This window comes from Posidoniimonas polymericola, assembly GCF_007859935.1.
Classification (GTDB): domain Bacteria; phylum Planctomycetota; class Planctomycetia; order Pirellulales; family Lacipirellulaceae; genus Posidoniimonas; species Posidoniimonas polymericola.
Genome location: NZ_SJPO01000006.1, coordinates 176,815 through 197,802 on the forward strand (window position 1 = coordinate 176,815; position 20,988 = coordinate 197,802).

A 20,988-nucleotide genomic window follows, 5' to 3' on the forward strand; every position below is an offset into this window, starting at 1 on the left:
CAGGGCCTATGCAACGCTCAATCTCGTGGAATCTGTGCGCGGCCGCCGCGCTCCTCGCCCTGCTGCTGCCTACGCTCGGACTCGCCGCGACGCTGCGGGAACAACGGGACGAGCTCCGCCGCGCGACCACCCTGCTCAAAGCGGCGGTGCGGCTGGCCGAGCGTGACCGCGGCGACGACGCGACGGCCCAGTTCACCGAGGCCCAAGAGAAGATCCAGGAGGTCGCCAAGGAACTCGACCCTAAGCTGCAGCGGACCTACGCTCGGGCCGCCGAGCAGCTTGCCGAGACGCACCAGCAGCTCACCACCGCTGGGCTCACACTGCCGGAGCTCGGCTCGACCGAGCCCACCATGCCTGAGCAGCCCGCGGGCGAAGGGCGTCCGCCGCGCCGGGGCCGTTTCGACCAGGGCGACGTTAGCTTTGTCGAGCAGGTCGCCCCGCTGCTGGCGCAGAAGTGCGGACGCTGCCACGTCGACCGCTCGCAGGGCGGCTTCAGCCTGGCGACTTACAACAGCCTGATGCGTGGCTCTGAGGGTGGCCGCGTGCTGATCCCCGGCGAGGGGACCGGCGGCGTGATGATGGACAACCTCGAGTCGGGCGCCATGCCCCCCGGCGCGCCGCTCCGCCCGGAAGAGATGACGCTCATCTCCCGCTGGATCACGCAGGGCGCCAAGTTCGACGGCGCCGACCCCGACGCCAACCTCAAGCGGCTCGAGGCCGGTCCAAGCCCGGGCGAGCCGATGCAGGAGCAGCCGAAGCCGGCCGCCAGCCGGGCCACCGGCAATGAGACTGTCAGCTTCGCGCTCGATGTCGCCCCGATCTTGACGGACCGCTGCGCCGAGTGCCACGTGAACGACAACCGCGGTCAGCTCCGCTTTGCCGCTTACCAGCAGCTGATCGACGCGTCGATTGTCTCGCCCGGCGCCCCCGCCGGCAGCGAGATGGTCCGCCGCATCCAGCCCGACGCCGAGCAGCGGATGCCGCCGAACGGGCCGGCGCTCACCGCCGAGCAGATCCAAACGATCACCACCTGGGTGCAGGAGGGAGCCAAGTTCGACGGCCGGGCGCCCGGCGAACCGCTCAGCCGCAGCACCGCCGTGGTCCGGGCCGAGCGGGCCACGCCCGATGAGCTGACCACCATGCGGGCGGCGCTGGCGCTGGAGAGCTGGCGGCTCGGCATCCCCGATGAGCAGGCCCGCGAAGCAACGTCCGAGCGGTTTCTGGTGGTAGGCTCGATCCCGGAGTCGCGCCTCGAAGCAGTGGCGGCCGCCGCGGAGTCGCTGACCGACAACATGCAGAAGACCCTCGGCCTGGCGCCCGGCGCGCCGCTCGGTAAATCGAAGCAGACACTGTATTTATTCAACCAGCGGATCGACTACCGCGAGTTCGTGCTGATGGTCGAGAAGCGGCAGCTCGGCGACGACGCCGTCGGGCACGCCCGCTTCGACCCGGTCGAGCCGTACGCGTGCCTCACCCTGGCCGATGACGAGGACCCGTCCGGCGCCGCGCTCGCAAAGCAGGTCGCCGCGTTGGCCGTTGCCGAGCAGGCGGGCGGCCAAGCCCCAGACTGGTTTGTCGAGGGCGCTGCCCGCTACGCGGTCGCCAAGGCGATGCCGAAGGACCCGCTCAGCGAGGCCTGGATCGCGGGTCTGGTCGACGCGGCGAAGCGGATGACCAAGGCCGACGCCTTCATGGCCGGCGGCATGCCGCCGGAGGAAGCCGGCGTGGTCGCGATGCACTTTGTCGCCGGCATGGCCCGCAACGGCAAGGCGTTTCACGGCCTGCTCGAGGACGTCGGTGGCGGGCAAGGATTCGGCGCGGCGTTTGGCAAGCGTTACAACGCCTCGCCGCGGCAGGTCGCCGAGCAGTGGGCGGCGTCGCTCAAGCGGCGCGGCTAGCCGGCGGCTCGTAGGCCCGTGGCATCGCCTGGTTGCCGACCGCCAGGCGTAGCGCCTCGGTCGGATCGCTGGAGAGCTCTGCAAGACGCTGCCGTTTGCCTGCGATCTTCTTCTGCTCGCCCAGCCGCAGCGCCCAGTCGAGCAAGCCGGGCGCCATCGATTTGACGCCGTAGGCAAGACGCGCGAACGGCTCGAGCACGACCCGCCGCTGGTTGCGTTCAATCGCCCGCACGGCTCGCCGCGCGACGCACTCGGGCTTGGCGCACATAAAGCTCGGCGGGGTCCGCGGCTCGGCGCCTTCGGCCATGGGCCGGGCGGAGCTGAACAGGTTGGTGCGGACAAACCCGGGGCAGAGCGCCGTGACGCCCAGCCCCTGGCGGCCGTACTCGGCGCGGAGCGCCTCGCTGTAGCCGACCATCGCGAACTTGGTCGTGCAGTACAACGCGACCCGCGGCAGCCCCACCAGTCCCAGCACGCTGCAGACGTTCAGCACGTGCGACTGCGGGCGGGCCAGCATCCACGGCAGCAGCCGCTGGGTGAGCGTGATCCCGCTGACCAGGTTGGTGGCCAGCAGGTTGTGGCACTCCTCCGGCGGCATCAGGTGGGTGATGCCGTAGTAGGTGACCCCGGCATTGTTCACCAGGATGTCGACGCCCGCCCAGTAGTCGATCGCAAACTCCGCGGCGCCCTCGACCTCGTCCTGGTTGCGTAGGTCGCAGACGTGGGCCTCGACCTCGACGCCCAGCTCCGCGACCTCGTCCACGACGTCCTGCAGGCCCTCCTGGTTGAAGTCCAACAGGTACAGGTCGACGTGCTCCCTGGCCAGCCGCAGCGCGATCTCGCGTCCGATGCCCGACGCGGCGCCGGTGACGAGCGCCCGTTTTCCAGCAAGCTTTCGCATTGATAGTCGGTGGATCGGAGGATGGTTTCCGGGTGGCAACCGGCGCCGCCTAGGCGGCGGGCGCCAGCACGCGGGAGAACTCGCCCCGCTCGAGCGCCTCGGCCGGGATCGTGCGGCTCAGGTGGCAGCGGTCCTCGCCCCGCAGCAGGCAGACGCCCCACTTGTCGAGGTGGTACTTGCCGCCGTTGTACACGCTGCGATAGTACTTCTTCCCCGGGTACACCGCCACATTGGTTGGCGTGACCCGCAGGTTGAACGCCAGGCGGTGCCGGTTGGTGGTGTTGGGGGCCGAGCCGTGGATGCACCGCTCGGTGAAGATGATGAACTGGCCCGGCTTGCAGGGGACCTCGACGCACTCGGTTTCGTCCTCGGAGAAGTCGAGGTCGTACGAGGCGTTGTAGAAGCCCTCCTTGCCGCCAAACTTGATCTTGCGGACCCGGTCGTGCGTCCCCTTGGCGAACCGCAGGGCGCCGTTCTCGTGGGTCGACTCGTCGACCGCCACCCAGACAGTGACCTGGAAGATCTCGCTGCGGTCGGCTGGGAAGATGGCGGGGTCCTGGTAATCTTCCACCATGAACGTGCTGGCCTGGTGCCACTGGATGGCGGGGGCCCCGGGGCCCTTGTAGAAGATCTGCGAACGCCAGCAGTTGAGGTCGGCTCCCAGGATCTGGGCGACCCGCTCGGTGATCGCCGGGCTCTTCATGTAGTTCCACAGCCGCGGCATCTCGAAGTGCCGGTCGCGGGGGGTCACGAAGTTGTAGGTCTTGCTGGTGCGGCCCTCGATCGCCAGCAGGTCGGCCTTGAAGTCGAGCATCTGCTCGCGGCTGAACGCGTCGAACGGGCCGGCGAAGCCGTTGGTGTAGAAGCCCTTGAGCTGCTCCTGGCTCATCCGGTACTCGGGCGCGACTTCGGCCTTCGGAGCGATCTTCTCCGGCATCTTGAAGTAGCAGGGCTGGTCGATGTACGCGCTGGTCAGGCCGCTGCCGATCAGCTCGCGGAACATCTCGTAGTCCCAGTTGTTGACGATCGCCTTTATGTCGCGGGGCAGGATGTTCCGCGGCAGGCCGAGGGCCTTGTACCCCATCAGGCCGCCCAGACCGGCGCAAAGGGGCAACCGCTGCCAAAGAGGACGGACTTTGGGGTGCATGTTCATGGCAACGCTCCTGCGACTCACAAGGGGAGGGTGGGTCTTTGTACGGTCGGAACGCCAGCGGCACACTGGCAGGTTATTCCGGTTAGAGAGAGTTATCGGAATCTGCAGGCGGGGAGATTAGCAGCCCTCGACAAACCCGAGAATGAAACTCGGTGCGAGCTCCGCTATCGCCGCAGGCGCCCTGCCAGGGCAGTGGCGGTCAATTCAGCAACTGCCGGCAAAAACCACAGTCAGCCAGCAATCGGGCGTCGGCCACTGCGTGAAACCGCCTCTGAAAGCTGCTACAGTAAAACCTTCCGCCAGCCAAAGGTACCCATGAAGAACGCCCTCATCGCCCTCGCACTTGTCGCTGCGCTGCCGCTAGCACGGCTCAACGCCGCCGAGTGGTCGCCCCCCGAAAAGGCCAATCCGGGCGCCATCCTCAACGAGGCTCAGCGCGACGCCCGGGCGGGCCGGCACGCGGAGGCGCTCCAAAAGCACGTCTGGTACCACGAAAACGCGCTCGCCATCGAACCCGCGCAGTACGGCGTGCGGCTGTCGTTTGCACTGGGTTACTGGAAGGACCTGGCCGATGACTACCCTCCCGCGCTGGCGGAACTCAAGAAGCAGCGCGACACCGCCGGGCAGCGGGTTTTGGCGGGCAAGGAAGCCCGTGAATCGTTTCACGACTTCCAGTCGCTCAACGAGGTGCTAGAACAGGACGCCAAGACGGTCGAGCTGTTCGAAACGCTCGACAAGGAGCATCCCAAGACGGCCCGCGAGGTGTACGACATCGCCAAGGATGCGCTGCTCCCCGCCAAGAAGTATGAGCTAGCCGCCCGCTACGCGGAGCCGGCGAAAGAGATCAAGAGTATCCTCAGGGACTATCAATGGAATCTCGACTACGCCGCCTCCGAAGATAAGGAGTTCGCCGAGTCGCACCTTGAGTACGCCCACGACTCGCTGACGCACAACGCCGCCAGCCTGATCGCGTTGATGGCCGTTACGGACCAGCCCGAGGTCGCCAAGAAGCTGGCCGCCCAAGCCAAGCAGGCGTGGGACAACGAGGCCTTTCACCAGACAATTGACGGCGCGGTGGAAGGGAAGTTCCCCAAGGCTTGGCCGTGAGAGGAACGGTTTCGCGAGGAGAATGCGTCCTCCAGCAGAACGCGGTGTGAGGACGCGGCTCAGAGCCCTGGCGCGTCGTCGCAGGCATCAGCAAACGCAGCTACGAGCTCTGACGCCGAGGCCGGCCGATCGAATGGCTCTCGGCACGCCCCCTCGGGCATTGCCGACAGCTAGCTCCCCTACGAGCCGAGTTGAGAAGTTAGATGCGAGCCCCAGCCTGGCGTCCGCCGGACGAACCTGACCTACAGTCAATCCTCTTCGAGGCGGAGCGCGACAGGTACGCATCACGCGTCGAACTCGCGCTCCAAAAGGTCGTCTGGTGCTACGAGAATGCCACGCGGCTCGGCCCCAACTGTCACGGCTTCATGGTGCTGAAACAATGGTTCGATTTGACCAGATTCCTTCCGGCCGCGTTGGAAGCATTCTTGCAGGCTCGCGAGCGAACCCGAGAGAGGGTGCTGGCCGACGACGACTGCTGGCGACAATTCCACGAATACCGCGCGTTCAACCGTTACCTCAAAGCCGACAGCGACACCATCGACCTGTTCCTCCAGCTCCACGCAGAATCAAAGCCGATCGCGTCGCGGGTCTACTACCTCGCCAAAGACCTGCTTGTTGGATCTCAGCGCTACGAGCTCTGCGCGCACTATTCCTACCCGGCCGAAGAACTGCGGCTGGTCCTGGAGTCATTTCGGTGGGATCGCGAAGAACTAGCTGGCAATATCGCTGTGTTCTCAGTCACCGACGAGCTCCGCTGGGAGTTTGCGCGGAAGAGGCTAACGCGCGACGCGGCCAGCCTCATCGCCCTGATGGCCGTCACCAACCAGCCGCAGCAAGCCAAGAAACTCGCCGCCCAGGCCAAGGAGGCTTGGGACGACGAGGTCTATCATCAGACGATCGACAACGCGATCGCGGGGGAATTCCCCAAGCCGTTGCGTTGATCGCCCCTCTAGAGCGAGGCCCCAACCTCCCGTGCCTGCTGCTCGGCCTTCGCCCTGGCGGCCTTGACGGTCTCCGGGTCGGCCGCGGTCGCCGCGACGTTGACGACTTTAACGTCGGTGATGCCGACAAAGTTCAGCCAGCGGTCGAAGTAGGATCGTTGGTGGTCCATCGCCGTCATTGGCTCCGAGCTGTAGTCGCCGCCGCTGGCGTAAACCACCGCGGTGGGCCGGCCGCCGAGCTGCCCCTCGTAGCCCCCCTCGGGCAAGATCTTGAACGCCATGCCCGACTGCGACACCACGTCGATAAAGTGCTTCAGCTTGTAGGGGACGCCGAAGTTCCACATCGGCAGGCTGAACACGTACTTGTCGGCCGCCGCGAAGCGGTCGAACACCTGCTCGAGCCGGTCGTAGGCGGCCTGCTGGTCGGCTGTCAGCGGCTGGCCTCGCTTGGCGGCGTAGCTGGCGTTGATCGCGGCGTCGTCGAACTCGGGCAGCGGCGTGGACCACAGGTCCCAGGTCTCGACCTCGTCGTTTGGGTTCGCCTCTCGATAGGCATCGATTAACGCGCGGGCGACACTAAGCGAGTGAGAGCGTTCTTTGCGAGGCGAGGCCTCGATGTGCAGGAGCTTGGCCATGATCGTGCTTAGGGATTAAGGAATCGGAAGCTTGTAAATTTGGGTGGACGGCAACCGCTCAGTCCCCCCCCGGCGACGTTCGCCGCGAGTCTAGGCTCAAGGGACCGGAGCCGTTGGCAATCAGAAACAACATCGTGCCCATCAGCGACAGGTTCTTCAGGAACTGGATCATCTGGTCTTGCTTGGCCTGCGGGTCGTCCATGGTCCAGAAGTCGTGGAAGAAGTAGGTCGCTAGAATCAGGAACACAAGCAACAGTCCCGCCCCGAGTCGGGCCCTGTAGCCGACAATGATCGACAGCGAACCGGCGATCAAGAAGACAATCGCCCCGAACAGCATGACTTGCGGCGCGGGCACGCCCTCGGACGCCATGTAGCCCGCGACGTTATTGAACTGTGGAATCTTGTTGCCGACGGCGCTCATCAAGAAGATCACCGCGATCATCGCGCGGCCAACAACGGTCAGGACTGCATTGGCAGACATCGCAAACTCCAACTGGTTACGGGTTTAGTTCAGGTCGAACAGCATCACCTCGGCGCCGTCGGCTGAGATGATGCGCATCTGCTCGACGTCGCTCACCGCGGCGCCGTCGCCGGCGGACAGGTTATTGCCGTCTACGGCCGCCGACCCACGCAGCACCTGCAGCCAGGCGTGCCGGTTCGGGAGGAGCGGGTGCTCGATCGCGCCGCCGGCGGTCAGGTCGGCGAGGTACAGCCGCGCGTCCTGCTGCACCCGCAGCGCGCCCTCATCGGCGTCGGGCCCGGCGACCAGCTGCAGCCGGTCTCGCCGCCCGGCGGGGTCAAACAGCCGCTGCTCGTAGCTCGGCGTGAGGCCCTTCTCGCGTGGCAGCAGCCAGATCTGGTACAGGTGCGTCGGCTCACTCGAGGAAGGGTTGAACTCGCTGTGCAGCAGGCCCGAGCCCGCTGTCATCCGCTGCAGCTCGCCCGCCCGGATGACCTCGCCGTTGCCCATCGAGTCCTCGTGCCGGAGCTCGCCCGACAGCACGTAGGTGACGATCTCCATGTCGCGGTGCGGGTGCATGCCGAAGCCTTGCCCGGCGGCGACGCGGTCCTCGTTCATCACCCGCAGCGTGCGAAAGCGGGTGTGGTCGGGGTCGTAGTAGTCGCCGAAGGAGAAGGTGTGGTACGTATCGAGCCAGCCGTGGTCGAGGTGGCCCCGCTCATTGGCTTTTCTGATCTGGATCATTTCTTCCGAACTCCCTCGATTCGCCGCAGAGCCCTGGTTGAAGTGCCGCGGCCAACTACTTAACCAATCAACTATTTACTGAAAAACAGAACCCACTCAAAAAAACAGAACACCCTACGGAGCGCCGCTTGGTGCGTCGCCGGTCAGCGCGGACGACTGCCGGCACTTCTCTAGCAGCGCGATCAACTGCTTCTGCTCGGTATTGCTTAGGGGGGACATCGCACACTTGTGCAGCGCCAACAGCGGTTTGTCGAGCCGGCCGAGCACCGCCAGCCCCGGCTTGGTAATCTCGACATACACCACGCGGCCGTCCTGCTCGCACCGCCGCCGCTTGACCATGCCCTGGTCTTCGAGCCGGTTGATCAGGCCGGTGATCGCCGGCGCGACGCACAGCAACCGGCTGGCGATCTCTAGCGACGGCAGCGGGGCGCCCTCGCCGCGGAGGATCCGCAGCACGTTGTACTGCGAGCTCGTCAGGCCGAACTCGCGGAACAGCCGCCCGAAGCGGTTCTCCAGCTGGTCCGCTGTCCGCACCAACGACAGCGTCGCCTCCTGCTCGATCGAGTCGAACGGGTCGCGTTTCTTCAGTTCTTGCCGCAGGCGGTCGGGCATGGGGGGACAATTCACGAACAGAACATGCTGGGCAGCCAGTCTTATCGGCCGCCATTTAGTTTACACATAAACTATTTACGCGGCAAGCCCACAGAAGGTTCTTTCCGGAGAAATGACTCTCTGCGGCATTGGTCATCCGCTAGAATGCTGCTGCCTCGTGCCACCAGATGGAGTGCTAGCGATGCTCGATTACTTCGCCCTGTTGATCCTTATAGTCCTGGTTGCGACTGCGATCGCCGTCGTGCTGACGCTCGGCTACTTGCCGGGGCAGATCGCCCGCGGGCGCAACCACCCGCAGGCCGAGGCGGTGGGCGTCTGTGGCTGGCTGGGGCTGCTGACCGCCGGCGTGCTGCTGCCGGCGGCGTACGTGTGGGCGTTCTGGCGGTACCCGTCGACGCCGGCTCACCAGGCCACGACCGGCGAGGGCCAAGAGCAATGATCATCTTCCTCACGCTGCTGTATATCGGTCTGCTCTTCGCGCTGAAGGCAGCCGGCATTATCCGGCTGAACCTGGCCTGGAAGCTGTCGCCGATCGCCTGGTTTTTGCTGCTGAACGTGACGCTATTTGTGCCGCTGCAGTGGGGAGCTCCCGCCGGACCGGTTGGCGTGTTCCGCAACGTGATCGAGATCGTGCCCGCCGTGTCGGGACAGGTGACCGAGGTGCCCGTGACACCGCTCACCGAGGTCGAGGAGGGCGACCCCCTGTTCCAGATCGACCCCGAGCCATTCCGCGACGACGTCCGCCGACTGACCGCCGCGCTCGACGAGGCCCGCCAGCAGCCCAAGCTGCTGCAGGCGTCGGTAGAAATAGCCGAGGCCGCGGTCGCACGGTCCGAGGCCGAGCGTGACCAGGCCAGCGCTAAGCTCGGCCGCAGCAAGCGGCTGGTCGGGAGCGGCGCGGTGACCCAAGAAGAGTACGAGGCCGACCTCCGCTCGGCTGTGGTCGCCGATCGGGCAGTGAAGGAGGCGGCCGCGCGGCTCAACCAGGCGCAGGTTCAGTTCGACTCGGTCACCGCCGAGGGCGAGAACACCGCGGTCGCCCAGGCGACCCAGGCCCTCGCCCGCGCGCAGTACGACCTCGATCACGCCACGGTCCGGGCGCCAACCAAGGGCGTCGTGCAGCAGCTTGCCCTCAGCCCTGGCACGCGGGTGGCGGCGATGCCGATGCGGGGCTCGCTGCTGTTTGTCGAGACCGACCGCACGCGGATCGCGGTGGCGATCCAGCAGAACCAGCTCCGCTACGTCCGCGCCGACCAGCCGGCCGAGGTCGTCCTGAAGTTCCGCCCGGGCCGCACCTTCGCCGCCAAGGTTGTGGGAGTCGCGGCAGTCACCTCGGGCGGGCAGGTGCGCACCTCGGGCGTGGTGGAAGACATCACCGCCAAACAGCAACGCGCCGAGCCCTACCAGGTGGTGCTCGAACTGACCGACCCGAGCGTCGACGCCAACACGCTGCCGGGCGGCGCAGTCGGCGTCGCGGCGATCTACACCGACCACGTCACCTTCGCCCACGTGATCCGAAAGGTGATGCTGCGGATGACGGCCTGGACGAACTACCTGTGGTAACTGAAGCGGTGCGGTGGCGTCGCTAAACGACAAACAAACGGCTTCACGGAAGGTCAGGCAAGGATGTCCGGATGGATCTCTCGCAGCGTAAACATTTGCAAATCCAGGGCGCCGCTCGCCCGCCTCGTACCCGTTGCCATCTGCGCTGTCGGCTTTGGGCTATGCCTGGCGCCCCAGCGGCTGCCGGCCGAGGAGCCTAGGCAGGCCGGTAGGCGCGATACGGGCACTTCGCTCCAGGCGGCCACTTCGCTCCAGGAAGTCGCCGAGCGGCTGACGCAGATCGCCGACGCCGCCGCCAAGCGGGAACGCCAGTTCGCGAACCTCCACGTGAAGGCCCACATCGAGCCGCGCGGCGAGCGGTACGACATGGCCGTGCAGAACGGCCGGGGCCGGCTCGACCTGCACTTCACCAAGAGGCCGTCGGCGGGGACCACGACCTACTGGCTCGACGACGGCGTCGCCTTCTACAGCTCGAGCCGCAACACGCTCGTCATCGACCCGCCGCTAGCGCAGCGGGAGCGGATGCCGGCGTGGCTCTCCAGCCGGCTGGCATTGTTCTTCGGGGTTGCTTGGAACGGAGAGGTGCTGACGGTCAGCCAGTTCTGCCGCGAGCTCGCAAGCACGATCCGTGGCAACGAAATCGACACTGAACACTGGACTACTCGGGTGGTCGAAGGAAGTCCGCTTCGGATTGTTGTCGAAGGGAAAATGACCGAACCTCCGCACAACGCGTTCACCGAAGTTACGCTCGACCCAGCCAGGGGCTTCCTCATGACCGACTTCATCGAGCGGCAATCGGGCGGTCGAACGCCAAGAGACTACGTGAGCCACCGGCGCATCACCAGCGAGTACTCCGAACTTGCCCCGGGTGTATTCTTCCTCTCGCGCGGCGTCTGGACCCAGCGCGAAGCGGGAACGCTCGCCGAAGTGGACAACCGAGCCGAGGATTCTAAGGCAGAACTCACGATCGACTCCGTCGAGTACGGCGACTTCGAGCTGCCCGCCAACTACTTCGACGCACACCACTGGCCCGGCATCCGCAAGGGGTTGCAGGTTATCGACCACCGGACGAAGCCGTCGCTCCGCTTCGAGTACGGCGACAGCCCGTACGACCCGATGGTGTTGGACTGATGCGATGACTACCGATCGACGCCGGGCGCCACGCCTACGTAGGCATGCGAATTAGGTTCTGGGCGGGCTTCTCGCCGCAGCTGGTTTCCGTTTGCATTGCGACAACCAGTATCGGCATCGCACCCTGCTCTTTGTTTGCTTTGTTTCCTCCTGTTCTCATACGACTTTGGGAACAAGAGTCAGCACAGGTAACGAATCCTATCGATCCGGTTTCTCGCCAGTTTCTGGTAGAAAAATGCCTCCCAGCGCGGTCCAATAAGGGCATTACCGGGGGTTCTCTGCCGCCTCTGAAGAGGGGGCTCGGGGAACGTCCGTGCGGCGTGTGGTTCGTGTCTGGCGCCGACGCGGCGTCCGAGTTTTGTCCCTGCGGCGCGCAAAAAGGGACGAAATTCGGCGGTCGACGCGGAGGGGCAGCGCGGCAACGACAACCAAGAAAACGACTTAGGGCGACCGGCGCCCGAAATGGCCCCCGACTTTTGTCCTTATAAATCAATGCCGTAATTGCGGACAAAACTCAGCCAGGACAAGAGTCGCTCGCCTCGCGCGGAGTGAATTAGTGAGCGGTATGGCGAAGGAATCAGTCCAGGCATCGGCCCGCGAATCAGCACTGCAGCGGAGCCGCACGATGCGGGCGGTCAAGAGCCGCGACACGAGGCCCGAGCTGCTGGTCGCGCGGCTGCTGCGCGGGGCGCGGGTCCGTTACCGGCGGGATGTGGCGCGGCTGCCCGGGCGGCCAGACTTCTTGCTGGTTGAGGCCGACATCGCATTGTTTGTGCACGGCTGCTTCTGGCACGGGCACGACTGCCCCCGCGGCGCCCGGGCGCCGAAGAACAACCGTGATTACTGGCTGGCGAAGATCGCCCGCAACCGCCGCCGCGACCGGCGGGTCGCCCGGGAGCTGCGTGAGGCGGGCTACGCGGTCTGGACGCTGTGGGAATGCGGGCTGAAGCCAATAGAAAAGTCCGGAGAATTGCCGACCCGGCTGCTGAACGAGGTCCGCCGGCGAGGCGGTTGATCGGCGTCTGAGGAAACAGGATAATCGCCGTTCCCTACTCCCCAAATCGAGTGCAACGGAATGCCTACCCGAGCCGCCGCGAAGCAACCCGCCGCCAGCAAGCAGCGGGCGTTGTTCGACGCCACGCCGTGCCCGCCGCCGCGGGAGGGTCGGACGGTGCTGGAGTTCTTTGCCGGCGTCGGGCTGGCGCGGATGGGTTTCGAGCGGGCGGGGTGGGAGGTGGTGCTGGCCAACGACCTAGCGGCCGACAAGAAGCAGCTGTACGAGGGGCACTTCGGCCCCTCGCCGCACTACCTGCTAGAAGACATCCACGAGCTGGCCGAGAGGCCCGACACGATTCCCTCGGCGACGCTGGCCCACGCGTCGTTCCCGTGCACCGACTTGTCGCTGGCGGGCGCGCGGCGGGGCATCAACCAGGGCGAGTCGTCCGCGTTCTGGGGTTTCATGCGGCTGCTGGAGAACCTGGGCGAGCGGAAGCCGCCGCTGCTGCTGATCGAGAACGTCACGGGGCTGCTGACCTCGCACAACGGCGACGACTACCGCTCGCTGCTCACGGCGATGACCGCCCAGGGCTACGCGGTCGACTCGGTGGTGCTGGACGCGGCGTGCTTTGTGCCGCAGAGCCGGCCGCGGCTGTTTGTGCTCGGTGTGCAGTCGAGCGAAGGGGAGGGCAGGGCAGAGGGTGCACTGGACCTGGAGACGCTGCAGCCGTCGGCGCTGCGGCCGAAGCAGCTAATCGCGGCGATGCAATCGGCGGCCGACGCGCGGTGGTCGATTGCGGCGTTGCCCGAGCCGCCGGAGCGGGGGCAGGTGAAGCTCGACGAGATCCTCGACCACCCGGCGGACGACTCGCCGGAGTGGTGGTCGCGGGAGCGGGCGGACTATTTATTGAACCAGATGAGCGAGCGGCACCGGGCGACCGCCGACAAGATGATCGCCGGCAAGCGGTGGAGCTACGGCACCGTGTTTCGCCGGGTCCGCAACAAGAAGAGCATGGCCGAGCTGCGGACCGACGGCATCGCCGGCTGCCTGCGAACGCCCAAGGGGGGCAGCGGGCGGCAGATCCTGTTCCAGGCCGGCCACGGCGAGCACCGGGTGCGGCTGCTGAACGCCGACGAGTGCGCCCGGCTGATGGGCGCGGACGGCTACAACGTCACGACGCGGCTGAACCAGGCGTTGTTTGGCTTCGGCGACGCGGTGTGCGTCGACGTGGTGGCGTGGCTGGCCGAGCACTGGCTCGAGCCGCACGCGGCTGCGCCGGCTGCCCAGAGCGATTGACTACGTGTGCTTGATCACCGGGATCCGCAGAACGACCAGAGCGCCGATGGCGGCCATTGCCAGAATGCCCACCTTGGCCGCGGCCGGCAGCCCGCCCAACCAGAGCGAAGCGGCAAGGACCAACGCCATCGTGGCGAGCGCGGTCGGCTTGACGCCGGGCCGCACCGCGCGGTGGGCGTGCCAGTCCTTCAGGAACGGCCCGAACACGCGGGAGTTGATCAGCCGCTGGTGCAGCGTGCGGGAGGTCCGCAGCAGGCAGTAGCTGGTGATCAAGAGCAGCGGTGTGGTTGGCAGACCAGGCACCACAACGCCGATCGCGGCCAGCGCAAAGGAGGCCGCGGCGCCGAACAACAGCAGGGCCCGCTTCAGGCCGGTCGCCTGGGACGGCGCCCGGACATAGCTGGTGGCGCCGAGCGCGACGTCGGTCCAGGTGACCACATCGTCGACCTGGCGGAGGGTGGCGGCGGCCCGTTTGAGCGCAGTGGTCTGGTTGTTGGCGAGCAGCGCAACCTCGCCCAGGATCCGGCTGGCCGACGCGCCGCTGCGGAGGCAGACCTTGGCCTGCGACTGCTGGGCGTCGTACACCACCGAGCGGACATCGGCCGAACGCAGCAGCCGCCTGGCCACAATGCCGGCGGCGTCGACGTCCTTGCAGCGGACCCGGATCGCGTCCTCGGTGACACAAAAGTCGGGGACCGCGGGGATGCCGAAGGTGAGGGTCACGCTGGGCTGGCGGGAGGACATGCGGGCTGCCTTGGGGGAGTCGCTCTGGCGGCGGCCCCGCCTCGGGACCGCAACGTAAAGAGGTAGCTTCCCGCGGCAGCGCTACGGCGGCGGGGCGGTGGCCACCGTGGAATCCCCGCGGCATTACCGGCGGGGCGTGCGGGTCGTGCCGGTGGTGCGGGAGAGGGTGGAGGCTCGCCAGCCCTACTCGGGGTCCGTCACAGATCCCTACTCGCCGTCCGCCACAGGGACCGTCGTTGGCGCGGCGGGTCCGCCAAGCCCGGGCGAGTCGGCGTCGGGCTCTCGGTGCTCGGCTAGGTGCAGGCTGAGGTCCAGCAGCGTCTTGCCGACAACCAGGATTACCAGCAGCAGGATCGGGCTGTTCAGCATCAGCGTAACGAACGCGCCGAGGACGATCGCCATATGGAGGACCACTATCCGCGGGTACGGCTTGGCCATCAGCTCGGGAAGGATGGTGCGGCGGTACTCGCCGCCTGCCAGGTAGTTGCGGAAGAACGACACCAGGTGGCTGGCGGCCAGGGCCGCGGCGGCCACCAAGAGGCCGGGGCTCAGCCATCCAGAGGGCGGGCCCATGCGGCCCTCGAGCGGCTTGTCGCCGCCGAGCAGCACCACGACAAACACACCGTGCACCAGGCAGAACATCCCGTAGTGCACAATGAAGAACGGAACGAAGAAGAACTTGGCGCCGTGGTTGAGCCACGGAGAGTCAGAGATCGCCTTGGCCTGCTCCTTGATCAGGTGGGCGGTGACCTCGTCCTCGCCACGGGTCAGGCGTGCGAGGCTTTCCTCGTACGAATCGGGAGCGCAGGTGATCATCTTCAGCACGTTGATCACGCCGATCACGACGTTTTCAAACCAGTACAGGATGACAACCTCGAACGTGCTCCAGCCGAAGAACACCACGCCCAGCAGCGGCAGCAGGTTCGCCGCCAGCAGCGACGCCACCGACCAGCGGCGTTGGAGCAGCCGCTCCCGAGTGATCATCTCACCAAACCACTGCATGCGTCACCACAACAGCAAGTAGGCCAATGCGGCGCCAACCCCGCCGAGCAAGGGACCAACCACCGGCACCCAGCTGTACGACCAGTTGGCGTCGCGTTTGCCGGGGATTGGCAGCAGGGCGTGGGCGATCCGCGGGCCGAGGTCGCGGGCCGGGTTGATTGCGTAGCCGGTCGGCCCGCCCAGGCACAGCCCGATCGCCACCACCAGCAGTCCGACCCGCAGCACGCCGAGCGTCCCCAAGCCGATCTTTACCTCGCCGCCGCCGCCGACCGGGGCCGACGAGTCCAGCGGCGTGGCGATGCTCGGGTCGGCCACCACAAGGATCGCCAGGATCAGCATCGCCGTGCCGACCGCCTCGGTGAACAGGTTGCGCAGCGGGCTGCTGATGCAGGGCGCCGTGCAGAACACGCCGAGCTTGGTGTCGGGGTCGTCGCAGGCGTGGAAGTGGTCGCGGTACATGGCGTACATGATTCCTGCGCCGGCGATCGCGCCCAAGAGCTGGGCCGCGATGTACCCGGGCGCCATCATCCAGTCGAACTTGCCGGCCGCGGCCAGCCCGACCGTAACCGCGGGGTTCAGGTGGGCGCCGCTCACCTCGGCCACGCACCAGGCGGCCACAAAGACCGACATGCCCCAGCCGATGCTGATCACAATCCAGCCCGAACCCTCTCCGGCGGTTCGCGGCAGGGAGACATTCGCGTTGACGCCGTTGCCGAGCATCAGCAGCAGCATTGTGCCAACAAACTCGCCTACGTAGGGGTGCATCATTACCAGCGGGCTAGAGGAGGTCGTCCAGGCCACCAAGATACCGGCCGGCGCCGCGGTTGTCAGCGCCGCGGCCTCGGCGAACCACGTAGAATCCACACCGAAATTCTTCTCCCGGGGGTCTTTTGCAAGCTATTCTTTCGATGCAGGGGCGGTGTCTACACCACCCACCACCCAACGTTGCCGGCGCGTCCACGGCCATGCCCGCGGGCCAGCCCCTGCCTATGGCGCCTCGTGTTGTGCTTCTCTTTTCGCTCCCCACATGCTCGTGGGGTCGCCCCACTAATCGATAGTGCAAAGCGCACGGAGTCCTGCCCTATGTCCGCGATCGACCTGCCAATGATCAAGCTCCCAGCCCCTGCCCCGAAGTCTCGGCGTGCGAAGCACGAGGTGCTGTGGGTCGACGACGACCCGAACCTCACGGCCGCGTACGCCCGCCGGCTGCTCCGCCGCTCGTTCCACGTCACCCCGGCCAGCGACGGCATGCAGGGCTACTGGCTCACCCTCATGAACCGCCCTGACGTCATTGTGACCGACCTGCGGATGCCACGGTGGGAGGGCCAAGATCTCCTAGAATGCCTACAAGAGAACCAGGCCACCGCCGGGATTCCCACAATCGTGCTCAGCGGCTACGCCAACCAGGCGAAGGGGTACGGGCTGGCGGCCAAGAATGTAGTCGCGGTGCTGCAGAAGCCGGTTGACTTTAAGGTGCTCGAGGCAGTGCTGCGACGGTGCGTTTCATAGGGATCCGTGGCGGAGTCTATAGCAAGTACTCGCGATTCGCTCTTTAGGGGACACATGACGCTACTCACCGAAGACACTCTGACTCAGGGTAAGTTGAGCGCCGGCATCGCCGCCCTGAACTCGCAACTCGAGGCGCTCGAACGCGACAAGGACCGCCCCGACAGCGGTAAGGTCGAGTGCGTGATCGACTGGCGTGAGGTGATCGACACCTCAAACGACGCCTTCATCTGCACCGACGCCGCGGGTCTGATTCTCGAATGGAACATCAAGGCGCAGCAGCTCTTCGGCTGGACCGCCAACGAGGCGGTCGGGCTGCGGCTCGCGGACACGATCTTCTCTGTCAACGCCAGCGGCAAGTCCAACGGTGGGCTCAAAACGCTCATCTGCGCGAGCAGCGCGGGCAAGCGGCACGAGCTCAACACCCGCACAAAAGACGGGAGAGAGCTGCCGGTCGAGGCCTCGGTCTCGATGATGCAGTGCGGCTCGTCGATCCGCTTCAACGCCTTCATCCACGACATCTCGGCCAGGCATGAGCTGCAGCTGCAGCTCACCCACGCCCAGAAGCTAGAGTCGATCGGTCAGCTGTCCGCGGGCATCGCCCACGAGATCAACACGCCCACCCAGTACGTTGGCGACAACACCCGCTTTGTCCAAGAGACCATGGACGAGCTGTTCGCGGTGATCGACACCTACGGCAGGCTCGCCGAGGCCGCCCGGTCGGGCGAGGGGGTCGACCAGGCGCTGGCCGAGGTCGACCGGCTGCTCGAGGAGACCGACATCGCGTACCTCACCGAGGAGATCGGGGCGGCGGTCTCGCAGACGCTCGAGGGCGTCAACCGCGTGGCGTCGATCGTGCGGGCCATGAAGGAGTTCTCGCACCCTGGAACCGCCGCAAAGATCCCGACCGACCTGAACGCGGCCATCAAGAACACCGTGACGGTCGCCACGAACGAGTGGAAGTACGTCGCGGAGGTGCAGATCGACTGCGACCCCAACCTGCCGAGCGTCCCCGTGCTGCCGGGCGACTTCAACCAGGTGATTCTGAACCTGGTCGTGAACGCCGCCCACGCCATCAGCGACGTCGTGGGCAAGGGCGGCGACAAGGGGCTGATCCGGATCGCCACCCGCGCGGCGGGCGACTCGGTTGAGATCGAGGTGTCCGACACCGGCACAGGCATCCCGGAGGATGTGCTGCTTAAGGTGTTCGACCCCTTCTTCACCACCAAGGACGTTGGCGTCGGAACGGGTCAGGGGTTGGCGATCAGCCGCAGCGTCATCGTAGACAAGCACGCCGGTTCTCTGGAAGCAAGCAACCGGCCAGAAGGCGGAGCGTCGTTCACGATCCGCGTCCCCGTAGGGAGTGAAAAGCAATGAGCAACGGAAACATTCGGGTCCTCTTTGTCGACGACGAGCCGAACGTCCTGGCGGGGCTGCGGCGCATGCTGCACGGCAAACGCCGGGAGTGGGACATGACCTTCGCCGGCAGCGGCGAGGCAGCTCTGGCCGCGATGCGCGAGCAGCCGTTTGACGTCGTGGTGTCCGACATGCGTATGCCGGGCATGAACGGCGCCGAACTGCTCGGCGCCATCCGCGAGGACTGGCCCGACGCCATCCGGCTGGTGCTCTCCGGCCAGAGCGACCAGGAGCTGACGCTCCGCGCCGTCGGACCCGCGCACCAGTACCTCACCAAGCCCTGCGACCCGCACCTGCTGGAGAAGACGATCGAGCGGGCGTGCGCCGCCCACGACGACTCGCGCAGCAAGGCCGTCCGCCGCGCTGTCGCGAGGCTCTCGTCGCTGCCCTCGCTCCCGGACGCCTACGCCGAGCTGATCGCAGAGATGAACTCGCCGCAGGCCTCGATCGAGAGCGCCGGGCGGATTATCTCTCAGGACCTCGGCATGTCCGCCAAGATCCTGCAGCTGATCAACTCGTCGTTCTTCGGCCTGCCGGTCCACGTGACCGACGTCGAGCACGCGACCGCCCTGCTGGGGCTGAACATCATCCGGCCGCTGGTCCTCTCGGCGAATGTCTTCCGTCAGTTCGAGGAGGCGTCGCTCGGCAGGCTCTCGCTGAGCGGCCTGGTCGACCACAGCCTGTGCGTGGCGATGATGGCCCGCCGCATTGCGGTCGCCGAGTCGTCGCCGGTCGAGTTTGTCGACAACGCCCTGCTGGCCGGCCTGATGCACGACGTCGGCCAGATCATCATGGCGGAGAACTTCACCGAGGACTACGACGCCACGATCGAGCTCGCGTGCACCTCGGGCCAGCCGCTCGCCCGGCTCGAGGCCGAAACCTTCGGCTTCACCCACGCCGACATCGGCGGCCATCTGCTGAGCCTGTGGGGACTGCCGGGCGACATCGTCAACGCGGTCACCTACCACCACGACCCGCAGCGGTCGCTGGGCGAGGAGTTCGACACCCTGACCACCATCCACGTAGCGGAGGTCGGCGTCAACGCCGAGAACGAGGGCGTGCCGGAGCACGAGAGCCTCGACGCCGAGTACCTGCACCGCGTCGGCAAGACCGACCGGATCGAGGCCTGGCAGGCAGAGTGGGACCACCCCGCCAAAAACCTCACAAACGCCTAGCCCCACGCGACCACGTCCATGTCCAATGCGAAAGTGCTGATCGTCGACGACGACGCTAACGTGCTCAAGGCGTACGAGCGCAGGCTGCGCCGCCGGTTTGACCTCGAGACCGCCCTCTGCAGCGAGGAGGGCGTGACGGCGGTCAACTTCCTGGGTCCGTTCGCCGTGATCGTGTCGGACATGCAGATGCCCCGCGTGAACGGCGCGCAGTTCCTGCAACGCATCACGTCGGTCGCTCCGGAGAGCGTCCGGATCATGCTGACCGGCAACGCCGACCAGGCGACCGCGGCCGCCGCCATCAACGAGGGGCAGGTCTTCCGGTTCCTCAACAAGCCCTGCGACGCCGATGACCTCGCCAAGGCCATCGACGACGCCATCCACGAGCACCAACGTCGGATTGAAGAGTTGGAGCTGGTCCGCCAGGCGGTGAGCGGCTCGATCGAGATGATGTCCCGGGTGCTGGCGATCACCAAGCCCGAGGCGTTCGGACGCGCAGCGCGGCTCAAGAAGTTTGTCGCTTCGCTGGCCGAACAGCTCAAGCTGCCCGAGGCCTGGGAGTACGAAACGGCAGCGGTGCTGTCGCAATTGGGGTGGATCACCGTGCCGGAGGAGACCCTCAACAAGCACCGCTCCGGCGCCAAGCTGACCAAAGAGGAGCGACAGACGCTCGACTCGCGTTTCGACGCCGCGGCCGACCTGATCGCCGAGTGCCCGAAGCTCGACCGCGTAGCGGAGATCGTCCGCCGGTGCGGCACGCCGCCCGCGGCCACCGCAAACCACGACGAGCAGGTCGTCGACCCCATCGAACGGGGCCGCGCACTGATCGACCTGGCCGAGAGCTTCGACGAACTGACCGCGGGGCAGGGGATCACCCCGCTGCTGGCGCTGGAACAACTGGGCGACTCGTCGCACCGCCACGACCACGAGCTCTTGGCGGGGATGCGCAGCCACCTGGAGGGCGCCGAGGACCACGTGCTGATTGAGGTGCGGGTCTCCGAGCTGCAGGACGGCATGGAGCTGGCCGAGGACGTCGTGACCACCGAGGGTGCGATGCTCGTCTCGCAGGGGCAGGAGGTGACCCTCACGCTCCGCCAGCGGCTGTCGAACTACTGCAAGACCCACTCCGTCAAGCAACCGATCCACGTGCTTGCCAGCAGGCAGGCAGCCGAACGGCTCAGGATGGCCCCCGAGGTCGCCGCGGCGTCCTAGTCAACTAGTGAAAGCGAGGATCGCAATGAACGATTTTGTCCTGCTCGTCGACGACGACATCAACCTACTCCACGGCCTGTCACGCGCCCTGCGGAATCAGCCGTACCACGTGCTTACCGCGCGGACCGCGGACGAGGCCGAGCAGGTCATCCGTCGGCACCCGGTGTCGGTAGTGGTCTCGGACGAGAACATGCCGGGCAAGTCCGGCACCGAGATGCTCGGCTGGGTGGCAGAAAACTGCCCCGAGATCGTCCGGGTCGTGCTGACCGGCTTCCCCAACCCCGAGATCGTCCGCCGGGCGGTGAGAGAGGGCAAGGTATTCCGATTTTTCTCAAAGCCCTTCGACACCGTCGACTTGGCCGAGGCAATCCTGCAAGGATTGGAGATCCACCACCGCGAAAAGGCCGCCGCACGCGGCGTGGCGGCGGTCTAGCCCGCGGTCGGCATTCACGCGGCCGCCGCCGCACGCTCTAATGCTCGGGCAGGCGTCAGTTGCCC

General features: G+C 66.4%; 22 protein-coding genes. 13 read left to right on the forward strand and 9 right to left on the reverse strand.

Translation table 11 applies throughout. The features are described from left to right. Positions 1-8 precede the first annotated feature (8 nt). Entirely contained in the window at positions 9-1,898 is a 1,890-nt protein-coding gene (locus tag Pla123a_RS13430; RefSeq protein ID WP_197527938.1) for a c-type cytochrome domain-containing protein, read from the forward strand. On the opposite strand, the gene Pla123a_RS13435 is transcribed toward Pla123a_RS13430, so the two are convergent. Both Pla123a_RS13435 and Pla123a_RS13440 read right to left on the reverse strand, forming a co-directional pair. After that, on the reverse strand, positions 1,882-2,799 hold the full coding sequence (locus Pla123a_RS13435; protein WP_146587761.1) for an SDR family NAD(P)-dependent oxidoreductase: 918 nt from the start codon (positions 2,797-2,799) through the stop codon (positions 1,882-1,884). The two genes, Pla123a_RS13430 and Pla123a_RS13435, sit on opposite strands and share 17 nt — an antisense overlap. 49 nt (positions 2,800-2,848) lie before the next feature. Further along, positions 2,849-3,952 (reverse strand): phytanoyl-CoA dioxygenase family protein, encoded by a 1,104-nt coding sequence (locus tag Pla123a_RS13440; RefSeq protein ID WP_146587763.1) that lies wholly within the window; start codon positions 3,950-3,952, stop codon positions 2,849-2,851. A 315-nt stretch (positions 3,953-4,267) separates the two neighbouring features. On the opposite strand from Pla123a_RS13440, the gene Pla123a_RS13445 reads away from it, so the two are divergent. Both Pla123a_RS13445 and Pla123a_RS13450 read left to right on the forward strand, forming a co-directional pair. Beyond that, positions 4,268-5,059 carry a hypothetical protein gene (locus Pla123a_RS13445; protein ID WP_146587765.1) on the forward strand — a complete coding sequence of 264 codons (792 nt, stop codon included), beginning with the start codon at positions 4,268-4,270 and terminating at the stop codon, positions 5,057-5,059. A 389-nt stretch (positions 5,060-5,448) separates the two neighbouring features. Continuing rightward, positions 5,449-6,000 carry a hypothetical protein gene (locus tag Pla123a_RS13450; RefSeq protein WP_146587767.1) on the forward strand — a complete coding sequence of 184 codons (552 nt, stop codon included), beginning with the start codon at positions 5,449-5,451 and terminating at the stop codon, positions 5,998-6,000. An 8-nt stretch (positions 6,001-6,008) separates the two neighbouring features. Here Pla123a_RS13450 and Pla123a_RS13455 read toward each other — a convergent pair whose 3' ends face one another. From Pla123a_RS13455 to Pla123a_RS13470, 4 genes are all read right to left on the reverse strand, one after another. Next, positions 6,009-6,635, reverse strand: a complete 627-nt coding sequence (locus Pla123a_RS13455) for an FMN-dependent NADH-azoreductase (RefSeq protein ID WP_146587768.1) — start codon at positions 6,633-6,635, stop codon at positions 6,009-6,011. A gap of 58 nt (positions 6,636-6,693) precedes the next feature. Then, on the reverse strand, positions 6,694-7,116 hold the full coding sequence (locus Pla123a_RS13460) for a DoxX family protein (protein WP_146587770.1): 423 nt from the start codon (positions 7,114-7,116) through the stop codon (positions 6,694-6,696). A 24-nt stretch (positions 7,117-7,140) separates the two neighbouring features. After that, the gene (locus Pla123a_RS13465) at positions 7,141-7,839 is read right to left on the reverse strand and encodes a pirin family protein (RefSeq protein WP_146587772.1); all 699 of its coding nucleotides are present in this window, start codon (positions 7,837-7,839) and stop codon (positions 7,141-7,143) included. Positions 7,840-7,953: 114 nt separating this feature from the next. Then, the gene (locus tag Pla123a_RS13470; protein WP_146587774.1) at positions 7,954-8,451 is read right to left on the reverse strand and encodes a MarR family winged helix-turn-helix transcriptional regulator; all 498 of its coding nucleotides are present in this window, start codon (positions 8,449-8,451) and stop codon (positions 7,954-7,956) included. Between the two features lie 181 nt (positions 8,452-8,632). On the opposite strand from Pla123a_RS13470, the gene Pla123a_RS13475 reads away from it, so the two are divergent. The 5 genes from Pla123a_RS13475 (at position 8,633) to Pla123a_RS13495 (ending at position 13,438) form a co-directional block, all read left to right on the forward strand. After that, positions 8,633-8,890: a DUF3302 domain-containing protein gene (locus Pla123a_RS13475; protein WP_197527939.1), complete on the forward strand. Its 258-nt coding sequence runs from the start codon at positions 8,633-8,635 to the stop codon at positions 8,888-8,890. Further along, on the forward strand, positions 8,887-10,014 hold the full coding sequence (locus tag Pla123a_RS13480; protein WP_146587778.1) for an HlyD family secretion protein: 1,128 nt from the start codon (positions 8,887-8,889) through the stop codon (positions 10,012-10,014). Before Pla123a_RS13475 ends, Pla123a_RS13480 begins: the two co-directional genes overlap by 4 nt. A gap of 63 nt (positions 10,015-10,077) precedes the next feature. After that, positions 10,078-11,145, forward strand: coding sequence for a hypothetical protein (locus Pla123a_RS13485; RefSeq protein ID WP_146587780.1), 1,068 nt, complete (start codon positions 10,078-10,080; stop codon positions 11,143-11,145). A 565-nt stretch (positions 11,146-11,710) separates the two neighbouring features. Further along, positions 11,711-12,160 carry a very short patch repair endonuclease gene (locus Pla123a_RS13490; protein ID WP_146587782.1) on the forward strand — a complete coding sequence of 150 codons (450 nt, stop codon included), beginning with the start codon at positions 11,711-11,713 and terminating at the stop codon, positions 12,158-12,160. A 60-nt stretch (positions 12,161-12,220) separates the two neighbouring features. Continuing rightward, positions 12,221-13,438: a DNA cytosine methyltransferase gene (locus Pla123a_RS13495; RefSeq protein ID WP_146587784.1), complete on the forward strand. Its 1,218-nt coding sequence runs from the start codon at positions 12,221-12,223 to the stop codon at positions 13,436-13,438. On the opposite strand, the gene Pla123a_RS13500 is transcribed toward Pla123a_RS13495, so the two are convergent. The 3 genes from Pla123a_RS13500 to Pla123a_RS13510 all read right to left on the reverse strand — a co-directional run bounded on the left by Pla123a_RS13500 (position 13,439) and on the right by Pla123a_RS13510 (position 16,048). Beyond that, a complete protein-coding gene (locus Pla123a_RS13500; RefSeq protein ID WP_146587786.1) occupies positions 13,439-14,182 on the reverse strand; it encodes a YbaN family protein in 744 nt (247 codons plus the stop codon). It lies immediately after the preceding gene. Positions 14,183-14,389: 207 nt separating this feature from the next. Further along, the gene (locus Pla123a_RS13505) at positions 14,390-15,184 is read right to left on the reverse strand and encodes a DUF6498-containing protein (RefSeq protein ID WP_146587788.1); all 795 of its coding nucleotides are present in this window, start codon (positions 15,182-15,184) and stop codon (positions 14,390-14,392) included. A 3-nt stretch (positions 15,185-15,187) separates the two neighbouring features. After that, positions 15,188-16,048 carry an MIP/aquaporin family protein gene (locus tag Pla123a_RS13510; RefSeq protein ID WP_231956451.1) on the reverse strand — a complete coding sequence of 287 codons (861 nt, stop codon included), beginning with the start codon at positions 16,046-16,048 and terminating at the stop codon, positions 15,188-15,190. Positions 16,049-16,267: 219 nt separating this feature from the next. On the opposite strand from Pla123a_RS13510, the gene Pla123a_RS13515 reads away from it, so the two are divergent. From Pla123a_RS13515 to Pla123a_RS13535, 5 genes are read left to right on the forward strand one after another with little or no spacing between them, the layout of a single operon-like run. Beyond that, positions 16,268-16,693: a response regulator gene (locus Pla123a_RS13515; RefSeq protein ID WP_146587790.1), complete on the forward strand. Its 426-nt coding sequence runs from the start codon at positions 16,268-16,270 to the stop codon at positions 16,691-16,693. Between the two features lie 54 nt (positions 16,694-16,747). Further along, positions 16,748-18,067 carry a PAS domain-containing sensor histidine kinase gene (locus Pla123a_RS13520; protein WP_146587792.1) on the forward strand — a complete coding sequence of 440 codons (1,320 nt, stop codon included), beginning with the start codon at positions 16,748-16,750 and terminating at the stop codon, positions 18,065-18,067. Then, positions 18,064-19,281 (forward strand): response regulator, encoded by a 1,218-nt coding sequence (locus tag Pla123a_RS13525; RefSeq protein ID WP_146587794.1) that lies wholly within the window; start codon positions 18,064-18,066, stop codon positions 19,279-19,281. The genes Pla123a_RS13520 and Pla123a_RS13525 overlap by 4 nt, the downstream gene beginning before the upstream one ends. Before the next feature lie 18 nt (positions 19,282-19,299). After that, positions 19,300-20,490, forward strand: coding sequence for an HD domain-containing phosphohydrolase (locus Pla123a_RS13530; protein ID WP_146587796.1), 1,191 nt, complete (start codon positions 19,300-19,302; stop codon positions 20,488-20,490). 25 nt (positions 20,491-20,515) lie between these two features. Further along, a complete protein-coding gene (locus Pla123a_RS13535) occupies positions 20,516-20,923 on the forward strand; it encodes a response regulator (RefSeq protein ID WP_146587798.1) in 408 nt (135 codons plus the stop codon). Positions 20,924-20,988: the final 65 nt, after the last annotated feature.